Origin of the sequence: Streptacidiphilus jeojiensis, from assembly GCF_042510965.1 — a bacterium.
GTDB lineage: Bacteria > Actinomycetota > Actinomycetes > Streptomycetales > Streptomycetaceae > Streptacidiphilus > Streptacidiphilus jeojiensis.
In genome coordinates this window covers 1-20,382 of sequence record NZ_JBEUKS010000011.1, presented here as the reverse complement: position 1 = coordinate 20,382, position 20,382 = coordinate 1, and the positions used below count along the sequence as shown (strand labels likewise).

14 protein-coding genes and 1 rRNA gene are annotated in these 20,382 nt (G+C 71.4%); 6 read left to right on the top strand and 9 right to left on the bottom strand.

Annotation, left to right across the window (positions count from 1 at the left end):
- Positions 1 to 41: 41 nt before the first annotated feature.
- Together ABUW04_RS27620 and ABUW04_RS27615 are read right to left on the bottom strand one after the other, a co-directional pair.
- On the bottom strand, positions 42 to 773 hold the full coding sequence (locus tag ABUW04_RS27620) for a response regulator (protein WP_380567331.1): 732 nt from the start codon (positions 771 to 773) through the stop codon (positions 42 to 44).
- A gap of 459 nt (positions 774 to 1,232) precedes the next feature.
- Positions 1,233 to 5,933, bottom strand: a complete 4,701-nt coding sequence (locus ABUW04_RS27615) for a HAMP domain-containing protein (RefSeq protein ID WP_380567005.1) — start codon at positions 5,931 to 5,933, stop codon at positions 1,233 to 1,235.
- A 246-nt stretch (positions 5,934 to 6,179) separates the two neighbouring features.
- Between ABUW04_RS27615 and ABUW04_RS27610 the strand changes: the two genes are divergently transcribed.
- The 3 genes from ABUW04_RS27610 to ABUW04_RS27600 all read left to right on the top strand — a co-directional run bounded on the left by ABUW04_RS27610 (position 6,180) and on the right by ABUW04_RS27600 (position 12,246).
- Complete coding sequence (locus ABUW04_RS27610; RefSeq protein ID WP_380567003.1) at positions 6,180 to 8,852, top strand: SpoIIE family protein phosphatase; 2,673 nt, start codon at positions 6,180 to 6,182, stop codon at positions 8,850 to 8,852.
- A 96-nt stretch (positions 8,853 to 8,948) separates the two neighbouring features.
- Complete coding sequence (locus ABUW04_RS27605; RefSeq protein ID WP_380567001.1) at positions 8,949 to 11,417, top strand: cellulase family glycosylhydrolase; 2,469 nt, start codon at positions 8,949 to 8,951, stop codon at positions 11,415 to 11,417.
- A 247-nt stretch (positions 11,418 to 11,664) separates the two neighbouring features.
- Complete coding sequence (locus ABUW04_RS27600; protein ID WP_030259242.1) at positions 11,665 to 12,246, top strand: acetate uptake transporter; 582 nt, start codon at positions 11,665 to 11,667, stop codon at positions 12,244 to 12,246.
- A gap of 36 nt (positions 12,247 to 12,282) precedes the next feature.
- Here the strand turns inward: ABUW04_RS27600 and ABUW04_RS27595 are convergent, their stop codons facing one another.
- On the bottom strand, positions 12,283 to 13,134 hold the full coding sequence (locus tag ABUW04_RS27595; protein ID WP_063757595.1) for a phosphatase PAP2 family protein: 852 nt from the start codon (positions 13,132 to 13,134) through the stop codon (positions 12,283 to 12,285).
- 162 nt (positions 13,135 to 13,296) lie between these two features.
- The gene (locus tag ABUW04_RS27590; RefSeq protein ID WP_380566999.1) at positions 13,297 to 13,878 is read right to left on the bottom strand and encodes a helix-turn-helix domain-containing protein; all 582 of its coding nucleotides are present in this window, start codon (positions 13,876 to 13,878) and stop codon (positions 13,297 to 13,299) included.
- Between the two features lie 64 nt (positions 13,879 to 13,942).
- On the opposite strand from ABUW04_RS27590, the gene ABUW04_RS27585 reads away from it, so the two are divergent.
- A complete protein-coding gene (locus tag ABUW04_RS27585) occupies positions 13,943 to 15,130 on the top strand; it encodes a benzoate/H(+) symporter BenE family transporter (RefSeq protein ID WP_380566997.1) in 1,188 nt (395 codons plus the stop codon).
- Here ABUW04_RS27585 and ABUW04_RS27580 read toward each other — a convergent pair.
- From ABUW04_RS27580 to ABUW04_RS27565, 4 genes are all read right to left on the bottom strand, one after another.
- Positions 15,079 to 15,750, bottom strand: coding sequence for a VC0807 family protein (locus ABUW04_RS27580; protein ID WP_380566995.1), 672 nt, complete (start codon positions 15,748 to 15,750; stop codon positions 15,079 to 15,081). The genes ABUW04_RS27585 and ABUW04_RS27580 overlap by 52 nt on opposite strands.
- On the bottom strand, positions 15,747 to 16,337 hold the full coding sequence (locus ABUW04_RS27575; RefSeq protein ID WP_380566993.1) for a TetR/AcrR family transcriptional regulator: 591 nt from the start codon (positions 16,335 to 16,337) through the stop codon (positions 15,747 to 15,749). The genes ABUW04_RS27580 and ABUW04_RS27575 overlap by 4 nt, the downstream gene beginning before the upstream one ends.
- A 105-nt stretch (positions 16,338 to 16,442) precedes the next feature.
- The gene (gene lpdA, locus ABUW04_RS27570; RefSeq protein WP_380566991.1) at positions 16,443 to 17,849 is read right to left on the bottom strand and encodes a dihydrolipoyl dehydrogenase; all 1,407 of its coding nucleotides are present in this window, start codon (positions 17,847 to 17,849) and stop codon (positions 16,443 to 16,445) included.
- A 62-nt stretch (positions 17,850 to 17,911) separates the two neighbouring features.
- Positions 17,912 to 18,340, bottom strand: coding sequence for a DUF3224 domain-containing protein (locus tag ABUW04_RS27565; RefSeq protein ID WP_380566989.1), 429 nt, complete (start codon positions 18,338 to 18,340; stop codon positions 17,912 to 17,914).
- Positions 18,341 to 18,520: 180 nt separating this feature from the next.
- Between ABUW04_RS27565 and ABUW04_RS27560 the strand changes: the two genes are divergently transcribed.
- Both ABUW04_RS27560 and ABUW04_RS27555 read left to right on the top strand, forming a co-directional pair.
- The gene (locus ABUW04_RS27560; RefSeq protein ID WP_380566987.1) at positions 18,521 to 19,327 is read left to right on the top strand and encodes a class I SAM-dependent methyltransferase; all 807 of its coding nucleotides are present in this window, start codon (positions 18,521 to 18,523) and stop codon (positions 19,325 to 19,327) included.
- A 70-nt stretch (positions 19,328 to 19,397) separates the two neighbouring features.
- The gene (locus ABUW04_RS27555; protein WP_380566985.1) at positions 19,398 to 20,159 is read left to right on the top strand and encodes an LLM class flavin-dependent oxidoreductase; all 762 of its coding nucleotides are present in this window, start codon (positions 19,398 to 19,400) and stop codon (positions 20,157 to 20,159) included.
- Positions 20,160 to 20,271: 112 nt separating this feature from the next.
- On the opposite strand, the gene rrf is transcribed toward ABUW04_RS27555, so the two are convergent.
- Positions 20,272 to 20,382: ribosomal RNA gene (rrf, locus tag ABUW04_RS27550) — 5S ribosomal RNA — on the bottom strand; the annotation flags it as partial.

The window sequence follows — 20,382 nt, the reverse complement described above, 5'->3', positions numbered from 1 at the left end:
GCAGTGCAACGCGCCCGTCGGCCGGTCGGTCCGGCGGAGCGTCAGCTCCCGGCGCCGGCAGTGCTGCTGCCCGCTCCGGGGGTGCCCGGCTCCAGTGCGTCCAGCGCCCGGCGCAGGCCGGAGAGCTTGCGCTCCAGGTGCGTCGCGGTGGCGACCGCCGCCGGGTCCGCCGACTCGTCCAGCTGCTTGGTCAGTGCCTCCGCCTGCTCCTCGACCGCGGCGAGCCGGGCCGAGAGCTCGGCCAGCAGACCGCCGCCGGGGGCGCCGCGGCGGACCGCCTCGGGGCCGGATCCGGCCCCGCTACCGTTGCTGCCACTGCCGTTGGCGGTGGGCGCGCCGCCGTCCAACTGCAGGCGCAGCAGCGCCGCCTGCTCCTTGAGCTGGCAGTTCTTCATGTAGAGCTCGACGAAGACGGAGACCTTGGCGCGCAGCACCCAGGGGTCGAAGGGCTTGGAGATGTAGTCCACCGCGCCGGCCGCATAGCCCCGGAAGGTGTGGTGCGGACCGTGGTTGATCGCGGTGAGGAAGATGATCGGGATGTCGCGGGTGCGCTCGCGCCGCTTGATGTGGGCGGCGGTCTCGAAACCGTCCATGCCCGGCATCTGGACGTCCAGCAGGATCACCGCGAAGTCGTCGGTGAGCAGCGCCTTGAGCGCTTCCTCCCCGGAGGACGCCCGGACCAGGGTCTGGTCCAGCGCCGAGAGGATCGCCTCCAGCGCCAGCAGGTTCTCCGGCCGGTCGTCGACCAGGAGGATCTTGGCCTTCTGCACCATGGCCCGCCCTCCTCGCCCCGGGGCCACCCCGGTGGACGTCTCGCGGCTCCTGGTGCCGCTGCCGTTCGTGCTCGTCACGGTCATGCTAGCCGCACCTCACTGCCCGCCACCCATGCCACCGTCAATCCGCGCCTCAGGAGTGTCCAGGTACGGTCCCTGGTGACCCAGCCGATACCTCTGGCAACGCGGAGTGACCCTAGCCGGTTCCCTTCGGACGCTGCCACCACCCCTACGAGTGGGGGCAGATCCGACGCCTGCGCGTCCGAGGGGCGCCGGAGGCACACCGATGCCGCGGTGTCCCTCGTCTGCCCCCGGTCCCGCGGTCGAATCTGCGCGGGCCGTGGCGGTTCCGTGCCGGTTCCGTGCCGCAGACGAACAGCCCTGCCCACGGCGGTGCGCCTGGACGGATGCTCGCTGGCGCGGGCACCCGCTGGACACCGGCCCCGAACCGGCCCCCCGCTACCTCCTGGCGCGCAGCCAGTGCTCCATGACCGCGAGCAGATGGTCGGTGTCCACCGGCTTGGTGACGTGGTCCGAGGCCCCTGCGGCCAGACTCTTCTCCTTGTCGCCCTTCATCGCCTTGGCGGTGAGCGCGATGATCGGCAGGCCGGTGAACTGGGGCATCCTGCGGATCGCCTCGGTGGTGGCGTAGCCGTCCATCTCCGGCATCATGATGTCCATCAGCACCACCGCCACGTCCTCGTGCTGCTCCAGCACCTCGATGCCCTCGCGACCGTTCTCCGCGTAGAGGACCGTCAGGCCGTACTGCTCCAGCACGCTGGTGAGCGCGAAGACGTTGCGGATGTCGTCGTCGACGATCAGCACCTTCTCGCCCTCGAAGTAGCCGCCGAAGGGACCGGACGGCAGGAAACCGTCCACCGGTACCGGCAGTTCCTCCGACTGGTCCGCGGCCTCGTCCCGGAACTCCTCCGGCACGACCGGGCCCTGACCGTTGAGCCCCTGCCCGTTCTGCCACGCCGGCGCCGAAGGGCGGGCCGGCTCCACCGCCGGGCGCGGCAGCGCGGCCGCCAGCGCCGCGGCCTCGCGGCGGCGCTCCTGGGCCGCCTCGCGCACCTCGTCGGCCCAGAGCTGGGCCGGGCTGGTGCCCGGCGCCAGGTGCCGCCCCCAGACGTCGGACGGATGCGCGTCCACGGCCCCGGGGGTGTCCTGCCCGGAGTCCAGCGGGAGGAACAGCGTGAAGGTGCTGCCGCGCTCCAACTCGCTGTCGGCGTGGATCTCGCCGCCGAGCAGCCGGGCGATCTCCCGGCTGATGGACAGTCCGAGGCCGGTGCCGCCGTACTTGCGGCTGGTGGTGCCGTCCGCCTGTTTGAAGGCCTCGAAGATCTCGCGGAGCTTGTTCTGCGGGATGCCGATGCCGGTGTCGGTGACCGAGAAGGCGATCAGCGGCTCGTCGGGGTCGCTGATGGCTCCGGTCTCCAGCAGCTGCTCCTGGATGTGCTGCGGGATCGGGTGCTGTCCGGCGGCGCTGCCGGCGGGCTGGATCAGCAGCTCGACGGCGCCGGAGTCGGTGAACTTCACCGCGTTGGACAGCAGGTTGCGCAGCACCTGCTGGAGCCGCTGCTCGTCGGTGTGCAGGGTCACCGGCAGTTCCGCCGAGACCCGCACCGCGAAGTCCAGCCCCTTGTCCGCGGTGAGCGGACGGAACGTCGCCTCGACGTAGTCGACCAGCTGGACCAGGGCGATCCGGGCCGGGCGGACGTCCATCTTCCCGGCCTCGACCTTGGACAGGTCCAGGATGTCGTTGATCAGCTGGAGCAGGTCGGAACCCGCGCCGTGGATGGTCTCGGCGAACTCGACCTGCTTGGGGCTGAGGTTGCCCTCGGCGTTGTCGGTGAGCAGTTTGGCCAGGATCAGCAGCGAGTTGAGCGGGGTGCGCAGCTCGTGCGACATGTTGGCCAGGAACTCGGACTTGTAGCGCGAGGAGAGTGCGAGCTGCTCCGCGCGCTCCTCCAGGACCTGCCGCGCCTCCTCGATCTCCGAGTTCTTGATCTCGATGTCGCGGTTCTGGGTGGCCAGCAGTTCGGCCTTCTCCTCCAACTCGGCGTTGGAGCGCTGCAGTTCCTCCTGCCGCGCCTCCAACTCGGCCGACCGCATCGAGAGTTCGGCGGTGAGCCGCTGGGACTCCAGCAGCAGCCCCTCGGTCTTGGTGTTGACCGAGATGGTGTTGACGGTGACCCCGATCATCTCGGCGATCTGGTCCAGGAAGTCCAGGCTGACCTTGTTGAAGGCGTTGAACGAGGCCAGTTCGATGATGCCCAGCAGCCGGCCCTCGAACAGCACCGGCATCACGATGACGTTGACCGGCGCGGCCTCGCCCAGCCCGGAGGCGATCTTGAGGTAGCCGGGCGGGGCCGAGGTCAGCAGGATCGGCCGCTTCTCCACCGCTGCCTGCCCGATCAGCGACTCGCCGGGCTTGAAGGTGGTCGGCATGGCCCGGCGCTGGTAGCCGTAGGAGCCGATCAGACGCAGGATCAGGTCGCCGTCGTCCTCGTCCTCCGGGACCAGCTCCGGCGGCCGGCTGCCCGGCTGGGCCAGGAAGAAGGCGCCGTGCTGGGCCGAGACCACCGGGGTGAGCTCGCTCATGATCAGCGAGGCCACCGCCTCCAGGTCGCGGCGGCCCTGCATCAGGCCGGAGATCCTGGCGAGGTTGGTCTTCAGCCAGTCCTGCTCCTGGTTGGTGCGGGTGGTCTCGCGCAGGTTGGCGATCATCTGGTTGATGTTGTCCTTGAGCTCGTCGAGCTCTCCGGACGCGTCCACGTCGATCCGCAGGCTGAGGTCGCCCCTGGTCACCGCGGTGGCGACCTGGGCGATGGCGCGCACCTGCCGGGTCAGGTTCCCGGCCAGCTCGTTCACCGACTCGGTGAGGTCCTGCCAGGTGCCGGCCACGCCGGGCACCCGGGCCTGGCCGCCCAGCCGTCCGTCGGTGCCCACCTCGCGGGCGACGCGGGTGACCTCGTCGGCGAACGCCGACAGCTGGTCGACCATGGTGTTGATGGTGGTCTTGAGCTCCAGGATCTCGCCACGGGCGTCCACGTCGATCTTCTTGGACAGGTCGCCCTTGGCCACCGCGGTGGTCACCAGGGCGATGTTGCGGACCTGGCCGGTCAGGTTGCTGGCCATCTGGTTGACGTTGTCGGTCAGGTCCTTCCAGATGCCGGCCACACCGGCCACCCGGGCCTGCCCGCCCAGGGTCCCGTCGGTGCCGACCTCGCGGGCGACGCGGGTCACCTCGTCGGCGAACGCCGACAGCTGGTCCACCATGGTGTTCATGGTGTCGGCCAGGCCCGCGACCTCGCCCTGGGCCTCGATGGTGATCTTCTTGGACAGGTCGCCGCCGGCCACCGCCTTGGCCACCAGGGCGATGTTGCGGACCTGCCCGGTCAGGTTGCTGGCCATGTAGTTGACGTTGTCGGCCAGGTCGCTCCAGATCCCGGAGACGCCCTTGACCCGGGCCTGGCCGCCCAGGATGCCCTCGGTGCCCACCTCGCGGGCCACCCGGGTCACCTCGTCGGCGAACACCGACAGCTGGTCGACCATGGTGTTGACGGTGGTGACCAGCTCCAGGATCTCGCCACGGGCCGAGACGGTGATCTTCTTGGACAGGTCGCCCTTGGCCACGGCCGTGGTGACCTGGGCGATGTTGCGGACCTGCCCGGTCAGGTTGTTGGCCATGAAGTTGACGTTGTCGGTCAGGTCCTTCCAGGTCCCGGAGACCCCGGGGACGGTGGCCTGGCCGCCCAGCGTCCCCTCGGTGCCCACCTCGCGGGCCACCCGGGTGACCTCGTCGGCGAACGCCGACAGCTGGTCGACCATGGTGTTCAGGGTGGTCTTCAGCTCCAGGATCTCGCCGCGGGCGTCGACCGTGATCTTCTGCGACAGGTCGCCCTTGGCCACCGCGGTCGCCACCTGGGCGATGTTGCGGACCTGGCCGGTCAGGTTCCCGGCCATCGAGTTGACGTTCTCGGTGAGGTCCCGCCAGACCCCGGCGGCGCCGGGGACCATCGCCTGGCCGCCGAGGATGCCGTCGGTGCCCACCTCGCGGGCCACCCGGGTCACCTGCTCGGCGAAGCCGGAGAGCTGGTCGACCATGGTGTTGATGGTGTTCTTCAACTCCATGATCTCGCCGCGGGCGTCGACCTCGATGGTCTGCGACAGGTCACCGCGGGCCACCGCCGTGGTCACCTGGGCGATGTTGCGGACCTGCACGGTCAGGTTGGTCGCCATCAGGTTGACGTTGTCGGTCAGGTCCTTCCAGGTCCCGGCCACGCCCGGGACGGTGGCCTGCCCGCCGAGCCGGCCCTCGGTGCCGACCTCGCGGGCCACCCTGGTGACCTCGGAGGCGAAAGAGGACAGCTGGTCCACCATCGTGTTGACGGTGTTCTTCAACTCCAGCATCTCGCCCGCGACATGGACGGTGACCTTGTTGGACAGGTCGCCCTTGGCGACCGCCGTGGTGACCAGGGCGATGTCGCGCACCTGCGCGGTCAGCCGACTGGCCATCATGTTCACCGAGTCGGTGAGGTCCTTCCAACTGCCGGACACCCCGCGGACCCGGGCCTGGCCGCCGAGCTTTCCCTCGGTGCCGACCTCGATGGCCACCCGGGTCACCTCGTCGGTGAACTCCGACAGCGAGGCCACCAGGCCGTTGACGGTGCGACCGACCTTGAGGAACTCGCCGCGCAGCGGATGGGTGCCGCCGTCGGGGCCGATGGCGCGCAGCTCCATCCGCTGGTCCAGGTCGCCCTCGGCGATGGAGCCGAGCACCCGGCCGACCTCGGCCATCGGCCGGGCCAGGTCGTCGATCAGGGCGTTGCAGTTGTCCACCGCCGCGCCCCAGGCGCCCTCACCGGCGCCGACTTCGAGCCGTTCGGAGAGCCGGCCCTCGCGTCCGACCGCCCGGCGGACCCGGGCCAGCTCACCGGTCAGGTGCTGGTTGCGCTCGGCGATCTCGTTGAAGACCGCGGCGACCTCCGCCATCACCGAGTCGCCTGGGACGGTCATCCTTCTGCGGAAGTTGCCGTCGCGCATGGCCGTCAGCGCGGCGAGCAGCTTGCGCAGGTCCGCCGCGTCGGCGCCCCGGTTCCGGCGGCTCCTGCCGCCACGGGCCGCTGCCGTTGCTGTCGCCCTGCCAGATTCCACCGGGGTCCCTCCAGAGTTGCCGACCGGCACCGTGCCACACCTCACATCCGCCGGGCCCGGTACGTTGTCCGGGGCGGGTGCGGGCGAAGACGCCTGTCCTGTACCCACAATCTAGCGACCATCGGGGGTTGCGTGAGGGGTGGCGCGGGGTATCGGCTTGCCGATCGGGCACGGAGCGACAGTCAAAAAAAGTAACCTTGCGGCCTGAGGGCCGTTGTCCCCAGCACAGAGCAGAGGAGTCACCTCGTGGTCACCGCGCGGGCAGCCGCCACGTTCGAGCCGGTAGGCCGCTCCGTGGCGTCCGCGCGCGGATTCGTCCGCGACACCCTGCAGGGGTGGGGCTTCTCCGAGGTCGTGGACGACGCGGTGGTGCTGGTCAGCGAACTGGTGACCAATGCCGTGGTGCACGCCGGGACGGCGGCCGAGGTGACCTGTCTGCGGGACGAGGCGGGCATCAGGATCGAGGTCGCCGACCGCTATCCCAAGCGCACCGTGCCGCTCTACGACGGCACCTACACCAACGGCGCGGGCGCCCCTGGCGAGGATCCGGCGTTCGAGGTCGGCCCGGCGGAACTGGAGCGCGAGGGAGGGCGCGGTCTGCTGCTGTGCGCCGCCCTTGCGACCCGCTGGGGGGTTGACTACACGCCGACCCGCAAGCGGGTGTGGTTCCGGCTCGACCTCCCGGCCCGGGCCGCCGGCACCCGCTTCGCCGGCCCGCAGGTGCCGGACCGGCTGCTGCCCGCAGCCGACTCCGCGGTACTGGTCGCCGTGGTGCGGGTGGACTCCGAGGGCGTGGTGACCGGCTGGAACCAGGACGCCGAGCAGCTGTTCTCGCTGCCCGCGGCCGAGGTGCTGGGCAAGCCGCTCAGCGGTTTCGCGGCCTGGCCGCAGACTCCCGGCACCGGCCTCGGCCTGGAGGAGGCGCTGCGGCTCTCCCGCTGGGAGGGCAGCTACGGGGTGCGCTGCGGCGACGGCCGGACCATCCCGGTGTACGGATCGCATCTGCGGGTCCGCGACAGCGAGGGCGTGGCCTCCACGGTCTGCCTGCTGGTCCGCGACCTGGAGCGGGCCGTGCTGCAGTCCCCGTTCCGCGGCCAGCCGCTGGACGGCATCGCCGGCGGCGCCCAGCACGACAGCGCCGGCAGTCCGACCTCCTTCGACGCCTTCATCGGCTCGCCCGCCCCCGACGACCTGGACGGACTGCTGCAGCGGACCGTCGAGCGGGCCAGGGACATGCTGGACGGGGACGCCGCCTACCTGCTGCTGGCCACCGACGACGAGACCGAGCTGGAGGTACGGGCCAGCTGCGGCCTGCCGTCCGGACGGCAGCGTTTCGCCCGGGTGCCGGTCGAGGCCGGCGCGGGACGCTACGGCTCGGCCCGGCTGCCCGCCGTCCACGACGACCTCACCGACCAGCAGGGAGCGGTCCCGCTGCTGACCGGGACCGGGCTGCGCTCGGTGGTGACCGTGCCGCTGAAGGTGGAGGGCCGGCTCACCGGTTCGCTGGGCGTCGCGGCCCAGGCCACCGGGCAGTACCGCAACGAGGACGCGCTGCGGCTGCAGTTCGCCGCCGACCGGATCGCCCTGGCGGTGGAGAGCGCCCGGCTGACCGAGCTGGAACGGCTGCGCAGGGGCTCGCTGTCGTTCCTGGTGGAGGCGTCGGACCTGCTCGCGGGGACGCTGGAACGGGACCAGACGCTGGCGCTGATGGCCCAGATGACCGTGCCGACGCTGGCCGCCTGGTGCGCCGTCTACACCATCTCCGAGCACTCCTCGCCGGAGCTGGCGTTCGTGCTGCACGAGGACGAGGACCAGATCGACGGGCTGCGGGAGCTGCTGGCCCGGATCCCCCCGCCGGAACCGCTGAACCTGCCCGGTGCCCGCGACTGGCGCGCCCCCGCCGAGGAGGCCCATGACGCGGCGATGCGGGTCTCGCTGCGCAGCCTGGGCCGCGGCGGAACCACCCGGCCCACCCCCGGTTCCGGCCCGGCCACGGCGCTGGCGACGGCGGCGACGGTGGGCGGGGAGACCGTGGTGCTGCCGCTGGTGGCGCGGAACCGGGTGATCGGGATGCTGACCCTGGGCAAGGCCGCCGACGAGAAGTTCCGCCGGGAGATCCTGGAGCTCGCCGAGGACCTCTCCCGCAGGGCCGCGCTGGCGCTGGACAACGCCCGGCTGTACTCCGAGCGCACCGCGATCAGCAGGGCGCTGCAGCGCAGCCTGCTGCCGCCGGACCTGCCGAAGATCCCCGGGGTCGAGGTCGAGGTCATCTACCGCGCCGCGGGCGAGGGCAACGAGGTCGGCGGCGACTTCTACGACGTCTTCACCATCCGCGAGGGCACGTACGGCTTCGCCATCGGGGACGTCTGCGGCACCGGACCCGAGGCCGCCTCGGTGACCGGACTGGCGCGGCACTCGCTGCGGCTGCTGGCCCGGGAGGGGCTGTCCGCACCCGAGGTGCTGAAGCGGCTGAACGCGGCGATCCTGGACGAGGGCGCCCGCAGCCGCTTCCTGACGCTGCTGTACGGGGAGATGACGCCCCGTCAGGACGGCACCGTCGAGCTCAGGTCGGTCTGCGCCGGCCATCCGCTGCCGCTGCGGCTGAAGCAGGACGGGACGGTCTCGGCCGCGGCCGAGCCGCAGCCGCTGCTCGGCGTCATCGAGGACCTGGAACTGGTCGAGGAAACCTTCGTCCTCGACCCGGGCGACGTGCTGCTGTGCGTCACCGACGGCATCACCGAGCGCCGCGAGGGCTCCCGGATGCTGGGCGACGACGGGCTGGCCGAGGTGCTGTCCGGCTGCACCGGTCTGACCGCGGGCGCGGTGGCGGCCCGGGTGCTGCGGGCGGTGGAACGGTTCGCCCCGGAGCCCGCCTCCGACGACATGGCCATCCTGGCACTGCGGGTACCCACTCCCTGACAGCGCGTACCAGCCGGCCGGCGGCGCGTACCGGCAGGTTGGGTGGGGTTTGTGTGACCCCTGGTGCGGGCGGGGGCGCTTCCCTACGATCATGCGGTGCCCCGATCCGACCGCCCCGCCGTCTCCCGGTCCCGCCGTGCCACGGCCGGTGTCTGCGCCGCCCTGGTCCTGCTCGGAGTGTGCGCGGCCGAAGCCCTGCTCGACCCGACCGGGCTGCTCGCCCTGGTGCCCCGGGCCCAGCTGGAGATCGGCCCGATGCACGGTCCGTGGTCCCTCACCGGGCTGGTGGTGTTCCTGCCGGTGGCCGCCGCCGTCACCGGCTGGACGGCCGCCGTCACCGTCGGCGAGGGCGCCGGGCGGTGGCGGACCCTGCTGCGCGTCTGGGGCACCACCGCACTGGCCGCCGGACTGGCCCGGGGGCTGCAACTGCTGGTCGAGGTACCGACCCGGGAGGGCGCCCGGGTGGCGCTGTGGACCTCCGGACTCACGGCCGAGCAGGCCCTGCTGGTGGGCTGGCTGCCGGGACTGGCCGCACTGCTCTTCGCCCGCGCCGGGGCCAGGAACACCGGCTTCGGCTGGCGCTGGTCGCTGACCGGCACCGCACTGCCGCTCGCCCTGATCGGACCGCTGGTGGGGACGATGCTCTGGGAGGGCTCCCCGGTCGGGGCGTTCTACGGGGAGCGGCTGACACTGCGGTCGCTCCCGCTGGGCCCGGGCCGCTTCGCGGTGGAACTGGTGGTCGCCGCCGTGGTCTCGGCCGTGCTGCTGGTGCGCTCGTCCCGGCACTTCGGCTATGCGCGGCCGACCCGGCTGCTGCTCGGCGGCTGGCTGGCGGCGATGGGCGGCGGCGCGGCGGCCGGGCTGGTGCAGACCGCCCTGGCGCTGCCGACCGGCTGGCTGGTCGCACCGCAGCTGGCGGTGCGGGTCGGCGCCGGGCTCTCGCTGGGCCTGGCGTTCGGCTGGGGCGTGCTGCCGACGCTGCTGCTGCTCAGCCGGGCGCTGGACGTGATGGCCCGCAGGCGGGTGGTGACGGTCCTCACCTCGGCGGTGGTGCTCGCGCTGGCGTCCTGGAGCCTGTCGGTGGTGACCCCCGCCGAGGCGACCACCACACCGGTCCTCACCGCCGCCGCGGCGGCCACCGCGGGTCAGCCGCTGCCGGCCCTGACCGTACGTCAGGCGAAGGGGACCACGCCCGCCCGGATCGTGGACGCCGAAGGACGCCAGGTCCTGCTGCGCGGCGTCAACGTCAACCAGCTCGTCGACTACGCACCCGGCAGCTCGGGCAGGCCGACCGTGCAGCCGCTCACCGACGCCGACTTCGCCGCGATGGCGGCGATGGGCTTCGACGTGGTCCGGCTGAGCGTCTCCTGGTCACTGCTGGAACCGCAGCGCGGCCACTGGGACACCGGCTACCTGAAGCGCATCCAGCAGGCCGTGGCGATGGCCGCGGCGCACGGGATGTACACCGACATCGACATGCACCAGGACGCCTGGAGCCGCTACATCGGCGCTCCGCCCGGGACGGTCTGCCCGTCCGGCACCGATCCGCTGCTCGGCTACGACGGCGCGCCGCAGTGGGCCACGCTGACCGACGGCGCTTCACCGTGCCAGTTCACCGGACGCGACATCGCGCCTGCGGTGGCTGCGGCTTTCACCAACTTCTACCACGATGTCGACGGCATCCAGGGCGAGTTGGTGCGCACCTGGAGCCTGCTGGCGCGGACCTTCAAGGACGATCCGGCGGTGGCGGGCTACGGCCTGCTCAACGAGCCCGGCTTCGGCGACGACGCCCCGGTGACCTCGTCGGTGCTGCTGGGCGCCTACTACCAGCGGGCGGTGAAGGAGATCCGCGCCCAGGAGTCGGGCGGCTTCCCGCACCTGGTGTTCATCGAGCCGAGCGTGCTCTGGTCGGGTCTGGGCTTCGACGCCGCACCGCCGCAGGGCTTCTCCGACGACCCGTACCTGGTCTTCGCCCCGCACCTCTACAACGAGTCGATCACCATGGACCAGGGCAGCGGGATCACCCTGGTCTCGATCGAGCAGGGCTTCACCCTGGCCGGGCAGCAGGCGGACGCTTACGGAATGCCGCTGTGGATCGGCGAGTGGGGTTGGTTCGGGGACGGCTCCACCGACAGCTCCACCGACACCGCGAAGCAGGAACGTTTCGTCCGGGCCGCCGACGCCCAGCAGCTGGGCGACGCCGTCTGGGTCTGGAAGCAGGCCTGCGGTGATCCGCAGAGCGATCCCGCGGCGGCGACCGCGGGGAACGTGGTCCGGGTCGACTGCGCGACCGGGAAGGTCCTGCCAGTGGCGGCGTCGGTCACCGCGATCCTGGACCGGCCCTATCCACGCGCCGCACCAGGGCAGTTGACGCAGCTCCGGGTGGACGGCGGCAGCCTGCTGCTGGCCGGCAGCGGCAAGGGCTCCCTCGACGTGTGGTTCCCGGGGAGCGCGAAGCCCGCCGTGCAGCCCGTCGGGGTGACCGGCGTGGAGGTCACCAGGGCGAGCGGTGGCTGGCGGGTGACCGGACGGACCGCGGGGAGCTACGGACTGACGGTGCGTTGACGCTGCCCGCAGCGGTTCTCGGTTCCTTTAGCAGCCACTCGGATGCACTGTCCGGCGTTCTCCGATAAATGCTTGATTACGTTGGGTTGATTGGCCATCACATACGGGTACTGATCGACTGTCAGGAAAACTCCGATCGACCTCGTCAGCGCGGTATCGAGCGAGGCGGGCAACGGCGCCCGACTACGCAGCGCGCACAGCAGGCACGCCCTCCAACCCACCCTGGTACCAGTCGAAAGGAGCCCCCGTGAGCAACGAAGCCGCGGTGGCACAGAACCGCACCGCCTCCCCCGCGCCCGCCTCCCTCGGATCGGCAGCCGCTCCGCTCGGCTACCTCGCCCTCGGCCTCACCCTCCTCGCCTTCGGCCTGCTCAGCACCGGCGTCCTCAACGGCGCCGGCGTCAAGGACGCCGGCAGCCTGGCGCTGTTCGTCGGCGGTGTCACCCTCTTCGTCTCCGGCCTGCTGGAGTTCCGCGGCGGCAGCGCGGCCACCGGCACCGCGTTCCTCGCGCTCGGTGCCTTCTGGGTCACCTGGGCCCAGGCCGCACCGGCAGGAAAGGACGCGACCGGACTCTTCCTGCTGCTCTGGGCCCTGCTGGCACTGACCCTGACCCTCGCCCACTGGTCCGGCGGCGACCTGGTGCGCGGGGTCTACGCCCTGTTCACCGTCGCCCTGGTCCTGCTCGCCGTCAGCACGCTGGGCGGAAACGAAACGGTGGGGAAGGCCGCCGGCTGGGTGGCGGCCGCGGCCGGACTGCTCGCCTGGTACAGCGCGACCTCGGCACTCGCCGGCGGAGCCTGGGGCCGGGTGTCCCTCCCGGTCCGCTGACCGCACGGCGCGCACCGGGGGGCGCAGCAGCCGGCCTCAGCCCACCGGCTCGCTGACGGTACGGGGGTCGGCCACCTTTCGGGGCGGTCGGCCCTCGCCGTCGCCGTCCCGGCGGCCCAGCAGCCGTCGCGCCAGCCACTGCACCAGGTAGGAGAGCAGCAGCAGGACCACCGCGGCCACTCCGTCGAGCCAGAAGTGGTTGGCCGTCACCACCACCACGGCCACGGTGATCACCGGGTGGGCGACGATCAGCCAGCGCCAGCGGCTGGGGCTGATCCGCACCACGGCGACCGCGACCATGACGCACCAGGCGACGTGCACCGAGGGCATGGCGGAGTAGGAGTCCGCCTGCAGCCCGGCGACCGTGGTCCCGTACACCGACTGCCCGTAGACCAGGGCCGTGTCCACCATCCCGCCGCCCGGCAGCAGCCGCGGCGGCGCCACCGGTACCAGCTGCACCGCCAGCGAGGCGGCGGTGACCAGGATCAGGGTCGTCCGCACCCAGGTGTAGGACTCCCGATGACGCAGGAACACCCAGGCCAGCAGGGCGACCATGGCGCCGAAGTGCATGGTCGCGTAGTAGTAGTTGGCCCCCTGGACCAGCCAGGGGTGCGGAAGCACCCAGTGCTGCAGGGTGTACTCGCTGGGCAGGCCGATCGTCCGCTCGGTGTTCCAGATCCACTCGCCGCGCGTCACCGCGTCCTGCGTGCCCATGACGCTGAGCTGCCCGGCGAACTGCCAGAGCGCGAACAGGCCGATCACCGTCGCGGCCTCACGCAGCACCAGCCCGGCACCGACCCGGCCCGAGCGGCGCGTCAGCACGGACGCCGCGTACACCGCGGCACCGACCGCCCCGGCGGACTGCCAGGACAGGGTGAGGTTCTGCATGGTGGGTGCCCTTTCCCCGTTGCTGCCTCACCGTAGCCGCCGCCACCGACAGCTCGCAGGTCGGGGTGGTCCGCGCGGGGCGCCGCCGCCGCCCCCCGGGGTGTCGCCCGGACGTCACCCGGGGGTCGCCCGGACGCCGCTCCGGCGTGGCCGGCGCTTCGCTCAACCGGTGAGCGGGTGTCGGATCAGCAGGCTGGCCTCGACCGGGACGTCGCCGATCGCGGCGTAGCTGTGCGGGCCGTCGGACACCCAGGACGCGTGCTCCCCCGTGGCCACCACCTGCGGCGCGGCGACCGGTCCCACCCTGGCCGTCCCGGAGAACACGGTGAGGTACTCGACCACACCCGGCGCATGGGCCGGGGAGACCTGGACCGCGCCGGGCCGGATGGTCAACCGGTAGAGCTCGGTGCTGACCGCGCCGTCGCGGAACACCTCGAGCAGCTTCGCGCTCACCGCCTCGCCCTCGACCGTGGGGGCCGCCTCCGGCGCGGAGAGCAGCGCGGCGAGCGGCACGCCCAGCTGACCGGCGATGGCGTAGAGGGTCTCGGCCGTCGGGTTGCGCGTCCCGGTCTCCAGCCCGGAGAGCGTGGCCTTGCCGATACCGGCCCGACGGGCCAACTCCGAGAGGCTCAGGCCGCGTTCGCCCCTGAGCCGACGGATGAGCAGCCCGGTCCCGGCGGCGGCCTCCGCCGTCCACCGGTTTCCCTGCGCGTCCTGCTCCTCGGCAGCGCTCCGCTCGACCATGGCGCCCAGTATCCCGGATGGCCTATCGTTCCATAAACGGAACGCCAGGGGACGAGGGAGATCGATGAAGCGCGTGGAGGACCTGGGCAGGCCGTTGAGCGCGGGCCTGGTCACCGCCGTGGTGGGCTTCGCCAGCTCGTTCGTGGTGGTCCTGACCGGGCTGCGCAGCGTCGGGGCCGATCGGGACCAGGCCGAGTCCGGGCTGCTGCTGCTCTGTGTGGCGATGGGCGGCCTGGCCGTCGTGCTGGGGCTGCGCTACCGGCAGCCGCTGAGTTTCGCCTGGTCCACACCCGGGGCCGCGCTGCTCATCAGTGCCGGGCTCCAGACCGGCGGCTATCCCGCGGCCGTCGGCGCGTTCCTGATCAGCGGACTGCTGATCGCCCTCACCGGGCTGTGGGCCCCGCTGGGGCGTCTGATCGCCGCGATACCCGGGCCGCTGGCGACCGCGCTGCTGGCCGGCGTGCTGCTGCCGCTGTGCCTGGCACCGGTCCATGCGGCCGTGAAGCTCCCCGCCCTCGCCCTGCCGGTCATCGCCGTCTGGGCCCTGCTCACCAGGTTCGCCCGGCGCTGGGCCACTCCGGGCGCGCTGGTCGCCACCGTCGTCGTGCTGGTGCTGCGCCCGGCCGGTCTGTCCATGGCAGGAGCGGGGCTGCTGCCGTCACTCACGTTCACCGCACCGGCCTTCCACCTCGGCGCCGTGGCCGGGATCGCGCTGCCGCTGTACGTGATCACCATGGCCGCGCAGAACGTACCCGGCCTGGCCGTACTGACCCACTTCGGCTACCGGCCGCCGTTCCGGACCGCGCTGCTGGGCAGCGGGCTGGCGACGGCAGCCGGATCCGTCGGCGGCGCCTACATGGTGAATCTCGCCGCCATCACCGCGGCCCTGGCCGCCGGACCCGACGCCCATCCGGACCGGTCGCGCCGCTGGATCGCCTCGGTGACCGCCGGCGCGCTCTACATCGTGCTCGGCCTCAGCGCCGGCGTGTCCACGGCACTGCTGGTCGCCGCTCCCCCGCTGCTGATCGAGACGGTCGCCGGGCTCGCCCTGCTGGGCACCCTCGGCTCGGCCCTGGGTGCGGCGGTCGCCGAGGAGAAGGGACGCGAGGCGGCTGTGGTCACCTTCGTGGTCACCGCGTCCGGAGTCTCCGCGCTCGGCATCGGATCCCCGTTCTGGGGCCTGGTCGCCGGGCTGGCCTTCTACGCACTGGGACTGGAACGGGTGATCCGCCACAGGCCGGCCACCTCGTAGTACACGCCGTTGACGACCTGCAGCAGCACCAGGGTGACTGGCCACAGCAGCCCGCCGAGACCGGGCACGACGTCCACCGGCAGCGTGTAGGCCATCAGCACCCGCACCGCGCCGTCCAGGATCATGGCCACGCCCCAGATCGCGGTCGAGACCCGCCAGATCCGCCGGAACCGTGCGGAGTCCTGCCAGAGCACGTCCCAGGAGGTGCCGTCGGAGCGGAACCTGCCCTCCAGCAGCGGCCGCGCCCCCACGAAGGCCAGCGGGCGGCTCGTCCGCACCGTCCAGAGGAACCACAGCCCGGCAACGCCGGTCACCCAGCCGTCCTTGGCCAGCATGAACCGGGTGCTGCCGCTGACCAGCGACGCCGCCAGGGCCAGCAGCATCACGGCGGCGACATAGGCGGCCATACCGTCCAGCCGGCGTTCGCGACGGTACTGGAGCAGGGCGCTGAGGAGCGGGACCAGCGTGGAGACGATCAGCGCGGCGTAGGTGCTCAGCCCGGCGGCCCGCAGACCGTAGAAGGCACCGATGGGGAGCGCCACGTCGGCCAGCAGGACCAGGACCGTGCGCCGTCCGCTGGGGCGGGCCGGGCGGGCGGGTGCGGCGGCGGACGGTGTCATGGCAGCCTCCTAGTGGCCAGCCCGACCCAGGTGGTGATCTCCCGTACGCACTCGTCGACGGTCAGCCCCGCCGGCTGGAACATCCGGGCGATCGCCGCGTCGATCCCGGACTTGATCGTCAGCCCCATCAGCCGGACGTCGAACTCGCGGAACTCGCCACTCTGCTGACCAGCAGTCAGAATCGGCTCGAGTTCGGTGAGGTTGGCCTCGGCCGAGGCCTCGGGTCCGTAGCGCAGCCCTCCCTCGTCGTCCCGGGCGTTCATCGAGATCTCGTAGAGGGCCCGCACCTGACCGGGGTAGGCGGCGATCCAGCGGAGCTGGGCCTCGATCCGGGCGTGCAGCCGGCCGGTCGCGGTCGTCTCGGCCGCCACCTGTTCGCCGATCGTCCGCTGGGCGCCGGTCCCCACCTCGACCAGGACCTGTTCCATGAGCTCGTCGCGGCTGCCGAAGTGGTACGAGATCAACCGGGTGCTGGAGAGGCCGGCCTGCTGGGCGATCCGACTGAAGGTCGCCCGGGCGTACCCCTCCTCGGCGATGACCTCGATCGTCGCCGCCACGATCTGCGCCCTGCGCGCCGTCGCGGCCAAGGACCGCGACGGTGGCGCATCCTGCCCGGAGCCGCCACTCGTTACTCGCACGAGTCAAAAATTACTCGCGCGAGTAACAGGTGGCAAGGCGAACGGGCCGAGCCGTCACATATTGATCATGTGCCCGGCGAGACCGTGGATCGCCTCCTTGACCGCCTCGCCCAGCGTCGGGTGGGCGTGGACATTGCGCGCGACCTCGTGCACCGTCAAGTCCCACTGCTGCGCCAGCGTCAGCTCCGGGAGCAGCTCGGTCACCTCGGGCCCGATCAGGTGCGCGCCCAGCAGTTCGCCGTACTTCCCGTCGCTGATCACCTTGACGAAGCCGACCGGGTCCCCGAGACCGTGCGCCTTGCCGTTGGCCGTGAAGGGGAACTTCACCACCTTGACGTCGTGCCCCTGCTCGCGCGCCTGCGCCTCGGTCCAGCCGAAGCTGGCGATCTGCGGCTGGCAGTAGGTCGCCCGGGGCACCATGACGAAGTCGATCTCCATGGTCTCCGCACCGGCGATCGTCTCGGCCGCGATCACGGCCATCGTCTCGGCGGCGTGCGCCAGCATCAGCTTGGCGGTGACATCACCGATCGCGTAGATGTGCGGCACGTTGGTGCGACCGCGCCCGTCCACGTCGATGGCACCGCGCTCGGTCAGCCCGACGCCGGTGCTCTCCAGGCCGTATCCGGTCACCCGCGGCGCGAAGCCGATCGCCTGCAGGACCTTGTCCGCCTCCAGGACCTGCTGCTGCCCGTTCTTGCTGACGGTGACCCGCACCTTGGCGGCGGGGTCGCTGTCGTCGATCGACTCCACCCGGGTGGAGGTCAGCACGTCGATGCCCAGACGGCGGTAGCGCTTGGCAAGCTCGGCCGAGACCTCGGCGTCCTCCAGCGGCACCATCCGGTCGAGGAACTCGACGATGGTCACCTTCACACCGTAGTTGTGCAGCACATAGGCGAACTCGACCCCGATGGCGCCGGCACCCGCGATCACGATGCTCTCGGGGAGGGCGTCGGTGAGGATCTGCTCCTCGTAGGTGACGACCCGGTCGCTCAGCGAGGTGCCCGGCAGCAGACGCGTGGTCGCACCCGCGGCGATGATGCAGTGGTCGAAGGTCACCGTCTCGGTGCCACCCGCCCGCAGCGCCACCTGCAGGGTGTGGTCGTCGGTGAAGGTGCCGCGGCCGTCGTACTCGGTGATGCCGTTCTTCTTCATCAGGTAGTGCACGCCGGCGACCCGCCCATCGGCGACCTTGCGGCTGCGGAGGTACGCCTCGCGGTAGTCGAAGGTGACGGTGCCCTCGACCTTGATGCCGAAGGTCTTGGCCTCCTGCGTGAAGACGTGCGCCAGCTCGGCGTTCCGCAGCAGCGCCTTGGAGGGGATGCAGCCCACGTTGAGGCATACGCCGCCCCAGTACTTCTCCTCGATGACCGCCACCCGCTTGCCCAGCTGGGCCGAGCGGACAGCGGCGGTGTAGCCGCCGGGGCCGGCACCGAGAACCACGACGTCAAAATGTGTACTCATAGTCCACAGCCTAGGCAGCTCTGAGGGAACAGAGACGGCATTCCGGGCAGGCGTGCCGACTCTCACACGACGCGCGACGCAGCCTCGCCGGCGTCCTCGCCGGCGTCCTCGCCGCCGAGCTCGTACACCAGGGCGAACCCGTGTCCCGGCAGGATCTCGGCGGTGCCGGACAGGCCCACCAGATCACCGGTCCCGGAACCCGGCAGGATCGTCAGCCGCATGGTGTTGTCGTCGCCGTTGGCCATCGCCGAGTGCAGCAGGCAGAAGCTTCCCTTCAACCCGTCGAACCCGACCTCCAGCCGCTCCACCGCGACGTACGCCGAGACGTCCTCCCCAACACCGAGCATCACCGCCTCCAGCGCGCTGCTCCCGGACAGCTCACCGGTGAACGTCTTCGCAGCCTGGGTACGCTGCAACTGCGCCCCGTGCCAGTCCCCCGGCTGCCCCTCCCAGCTGTCGATGGTGAACGCGCTGGTCACTCGCCTGGACATGGAAACTCCCGCTCCTCGACGGCCAACGGCCGGCCGAACCTGCTGAGGCCGAATCAAAGCCTGCGGGAAACCCTAGTCCGGGCCGGCTCCCGCGACCGAGAGGATCGATCATGTCGCCGGAGATCCCCCACCGTGGAAACCCAGCTGCAGACATTCGATCCCGCGGCGTAGCGTCGTCCAATGACCGATCTCCGTACCGTGCGGACCTTCTACGACGAACTCGCCGACGACTACCACTTCCTGTACGGCGACTGGGATGCGAGTGTGCAGCGCCAAGGCGTCGCGCTGGACCGGATACTCCGTGCCGAACTGGGCGACCAACCGCGGCAGATCTGGGACTGCGCCTGCGGAATCGGCACCCAGGCGATCGGCCTGGCGACGCAGGGACATCAAGTGGTCGGCACCGACCTCAGCCCGAGCGCCGCCGCGCGGGCCGGCGCGGAAGCCCGCTCACGCGGCCTCACTCTGCCGACCGCAGCCGCGGACATGCGCCACCTGCCGGTGACCCCGGGCGGATTCGACGCCGTCGTCTGCGCGGACAACGCGCTGGCGCACCTGCTCAGCCGAGACGACATCGCCTCCGCTCTGCGCACCATGCGAACCGCGTTGCGCGAGGACGGCCTGCTGCTCCTCAGCATGCGGGGCTACGACCAGATCCGCACCGACCACCCTTCAGCGACACCGCCCCAGGTCGCCCACACCGCCAGGGGACGCATCATCAGTTTCCAGCTCTGGCACTGGCACGAGGACGGAGAGCGGTACGACCTGGAGCACATCCAACTGCACCCTGCAGCCGACCCCAACGGCCCGGGGGCCGAGGACTGGACGGTGCGTACCCGCCGCACCACCTCCTGGGCGCTGACCCGGGACGAGGTCGCCGCAGCGGTTGCAGATGCCGGCTTCCGGGACATCACCTGGCGACTCCCGGAAGACACCGGCTTCTTCCAACCTCTGCTCGTCGCCCGAGCCCCGCGTAACGGGGGCTGAGCGCTGTCGATTGGAGGAATGAACGGGCGCAGTAGGGCAGTTGGAGCGTGGCGACAGCACAGCCGGGCTGATGCCCAGTCACTACCGAACCAACGCGGAAGGCCGTCCCATGCCCCTGCTTCGCCTCGGCGTCTCACTTCAGCCGCGCTGGCCGATCGACGACGGAGCCGACGTGCTCCATGCCGCACGCCGCGCGGAGGAGCTGGGCTTCGACCATGTCGCAGTCGGCAACCGCCTCCTGGACAGCGGATTCGGCCTCGACAACGACCCGCTCGTGCTGTTGGCGGCTGTCGCGGGCACAACGACACGCCTGCGGCTGCTCACGGCGGGGTCTGTTTTGCTGCCGAGCCCCCGTCTTGTGGCCGGGTTGCCGGTGCGTGTTCGCTCCCGGTGTTCGTTCGTCATTTCCGTGGGGCGCGTTGGTGTGTTGGTGGCTGAGGTGGCTCGCTCCGCTCGCGGCCAACTACGAGGAGCCGGGGGCGGGTTGGGGTCCGTTGCCGGGCGGAGGGTGGGTGCGGGGTGGTGCAGAAACGTTCCTGCCGAGGTGCGAGCGGGCCTTGGACTGAACCGGGGTCACTTTCGGGACAAGGTGTCACTTGATCATGCCGTAATGCCCTATTTGACCCGATTCTGGCGTACCACGAGTGACCCGGCGTCCCGGAATCGACCCCGGTTCGCGCGAGGCCCTGTCGCAGAATCGTTTCTGCGCGCCCGCACCCGGCAACGGCGCCCAGGACCGGCCCCGCTCCCCCCTGTAGTTGGCCCGCGAGGCGGAGCCGAGCAACAGCAACAAGCCACGGGCGTGCCATTCGGCATCGGTGGCGCCATGTAAGCCACCCACAACTGCCGCCCCTATCTGCGGCGGCCGGCCTCCCCTGCCCGCTTCCGGCGGGGAATGCAGGAAGCCCCCTGACCGGTGGTCAGGGGGCTTTCTGTTAATGGTTGTTCGGCGGCGTCCTACTCTCCCACAGGGTCCCCCCTGCAGTACCATCGGCGCTGTGAGGCTTAGCTTCCGGGTTCGGGATGTTACCGGGCGTTTCCCTCACGCTATGACC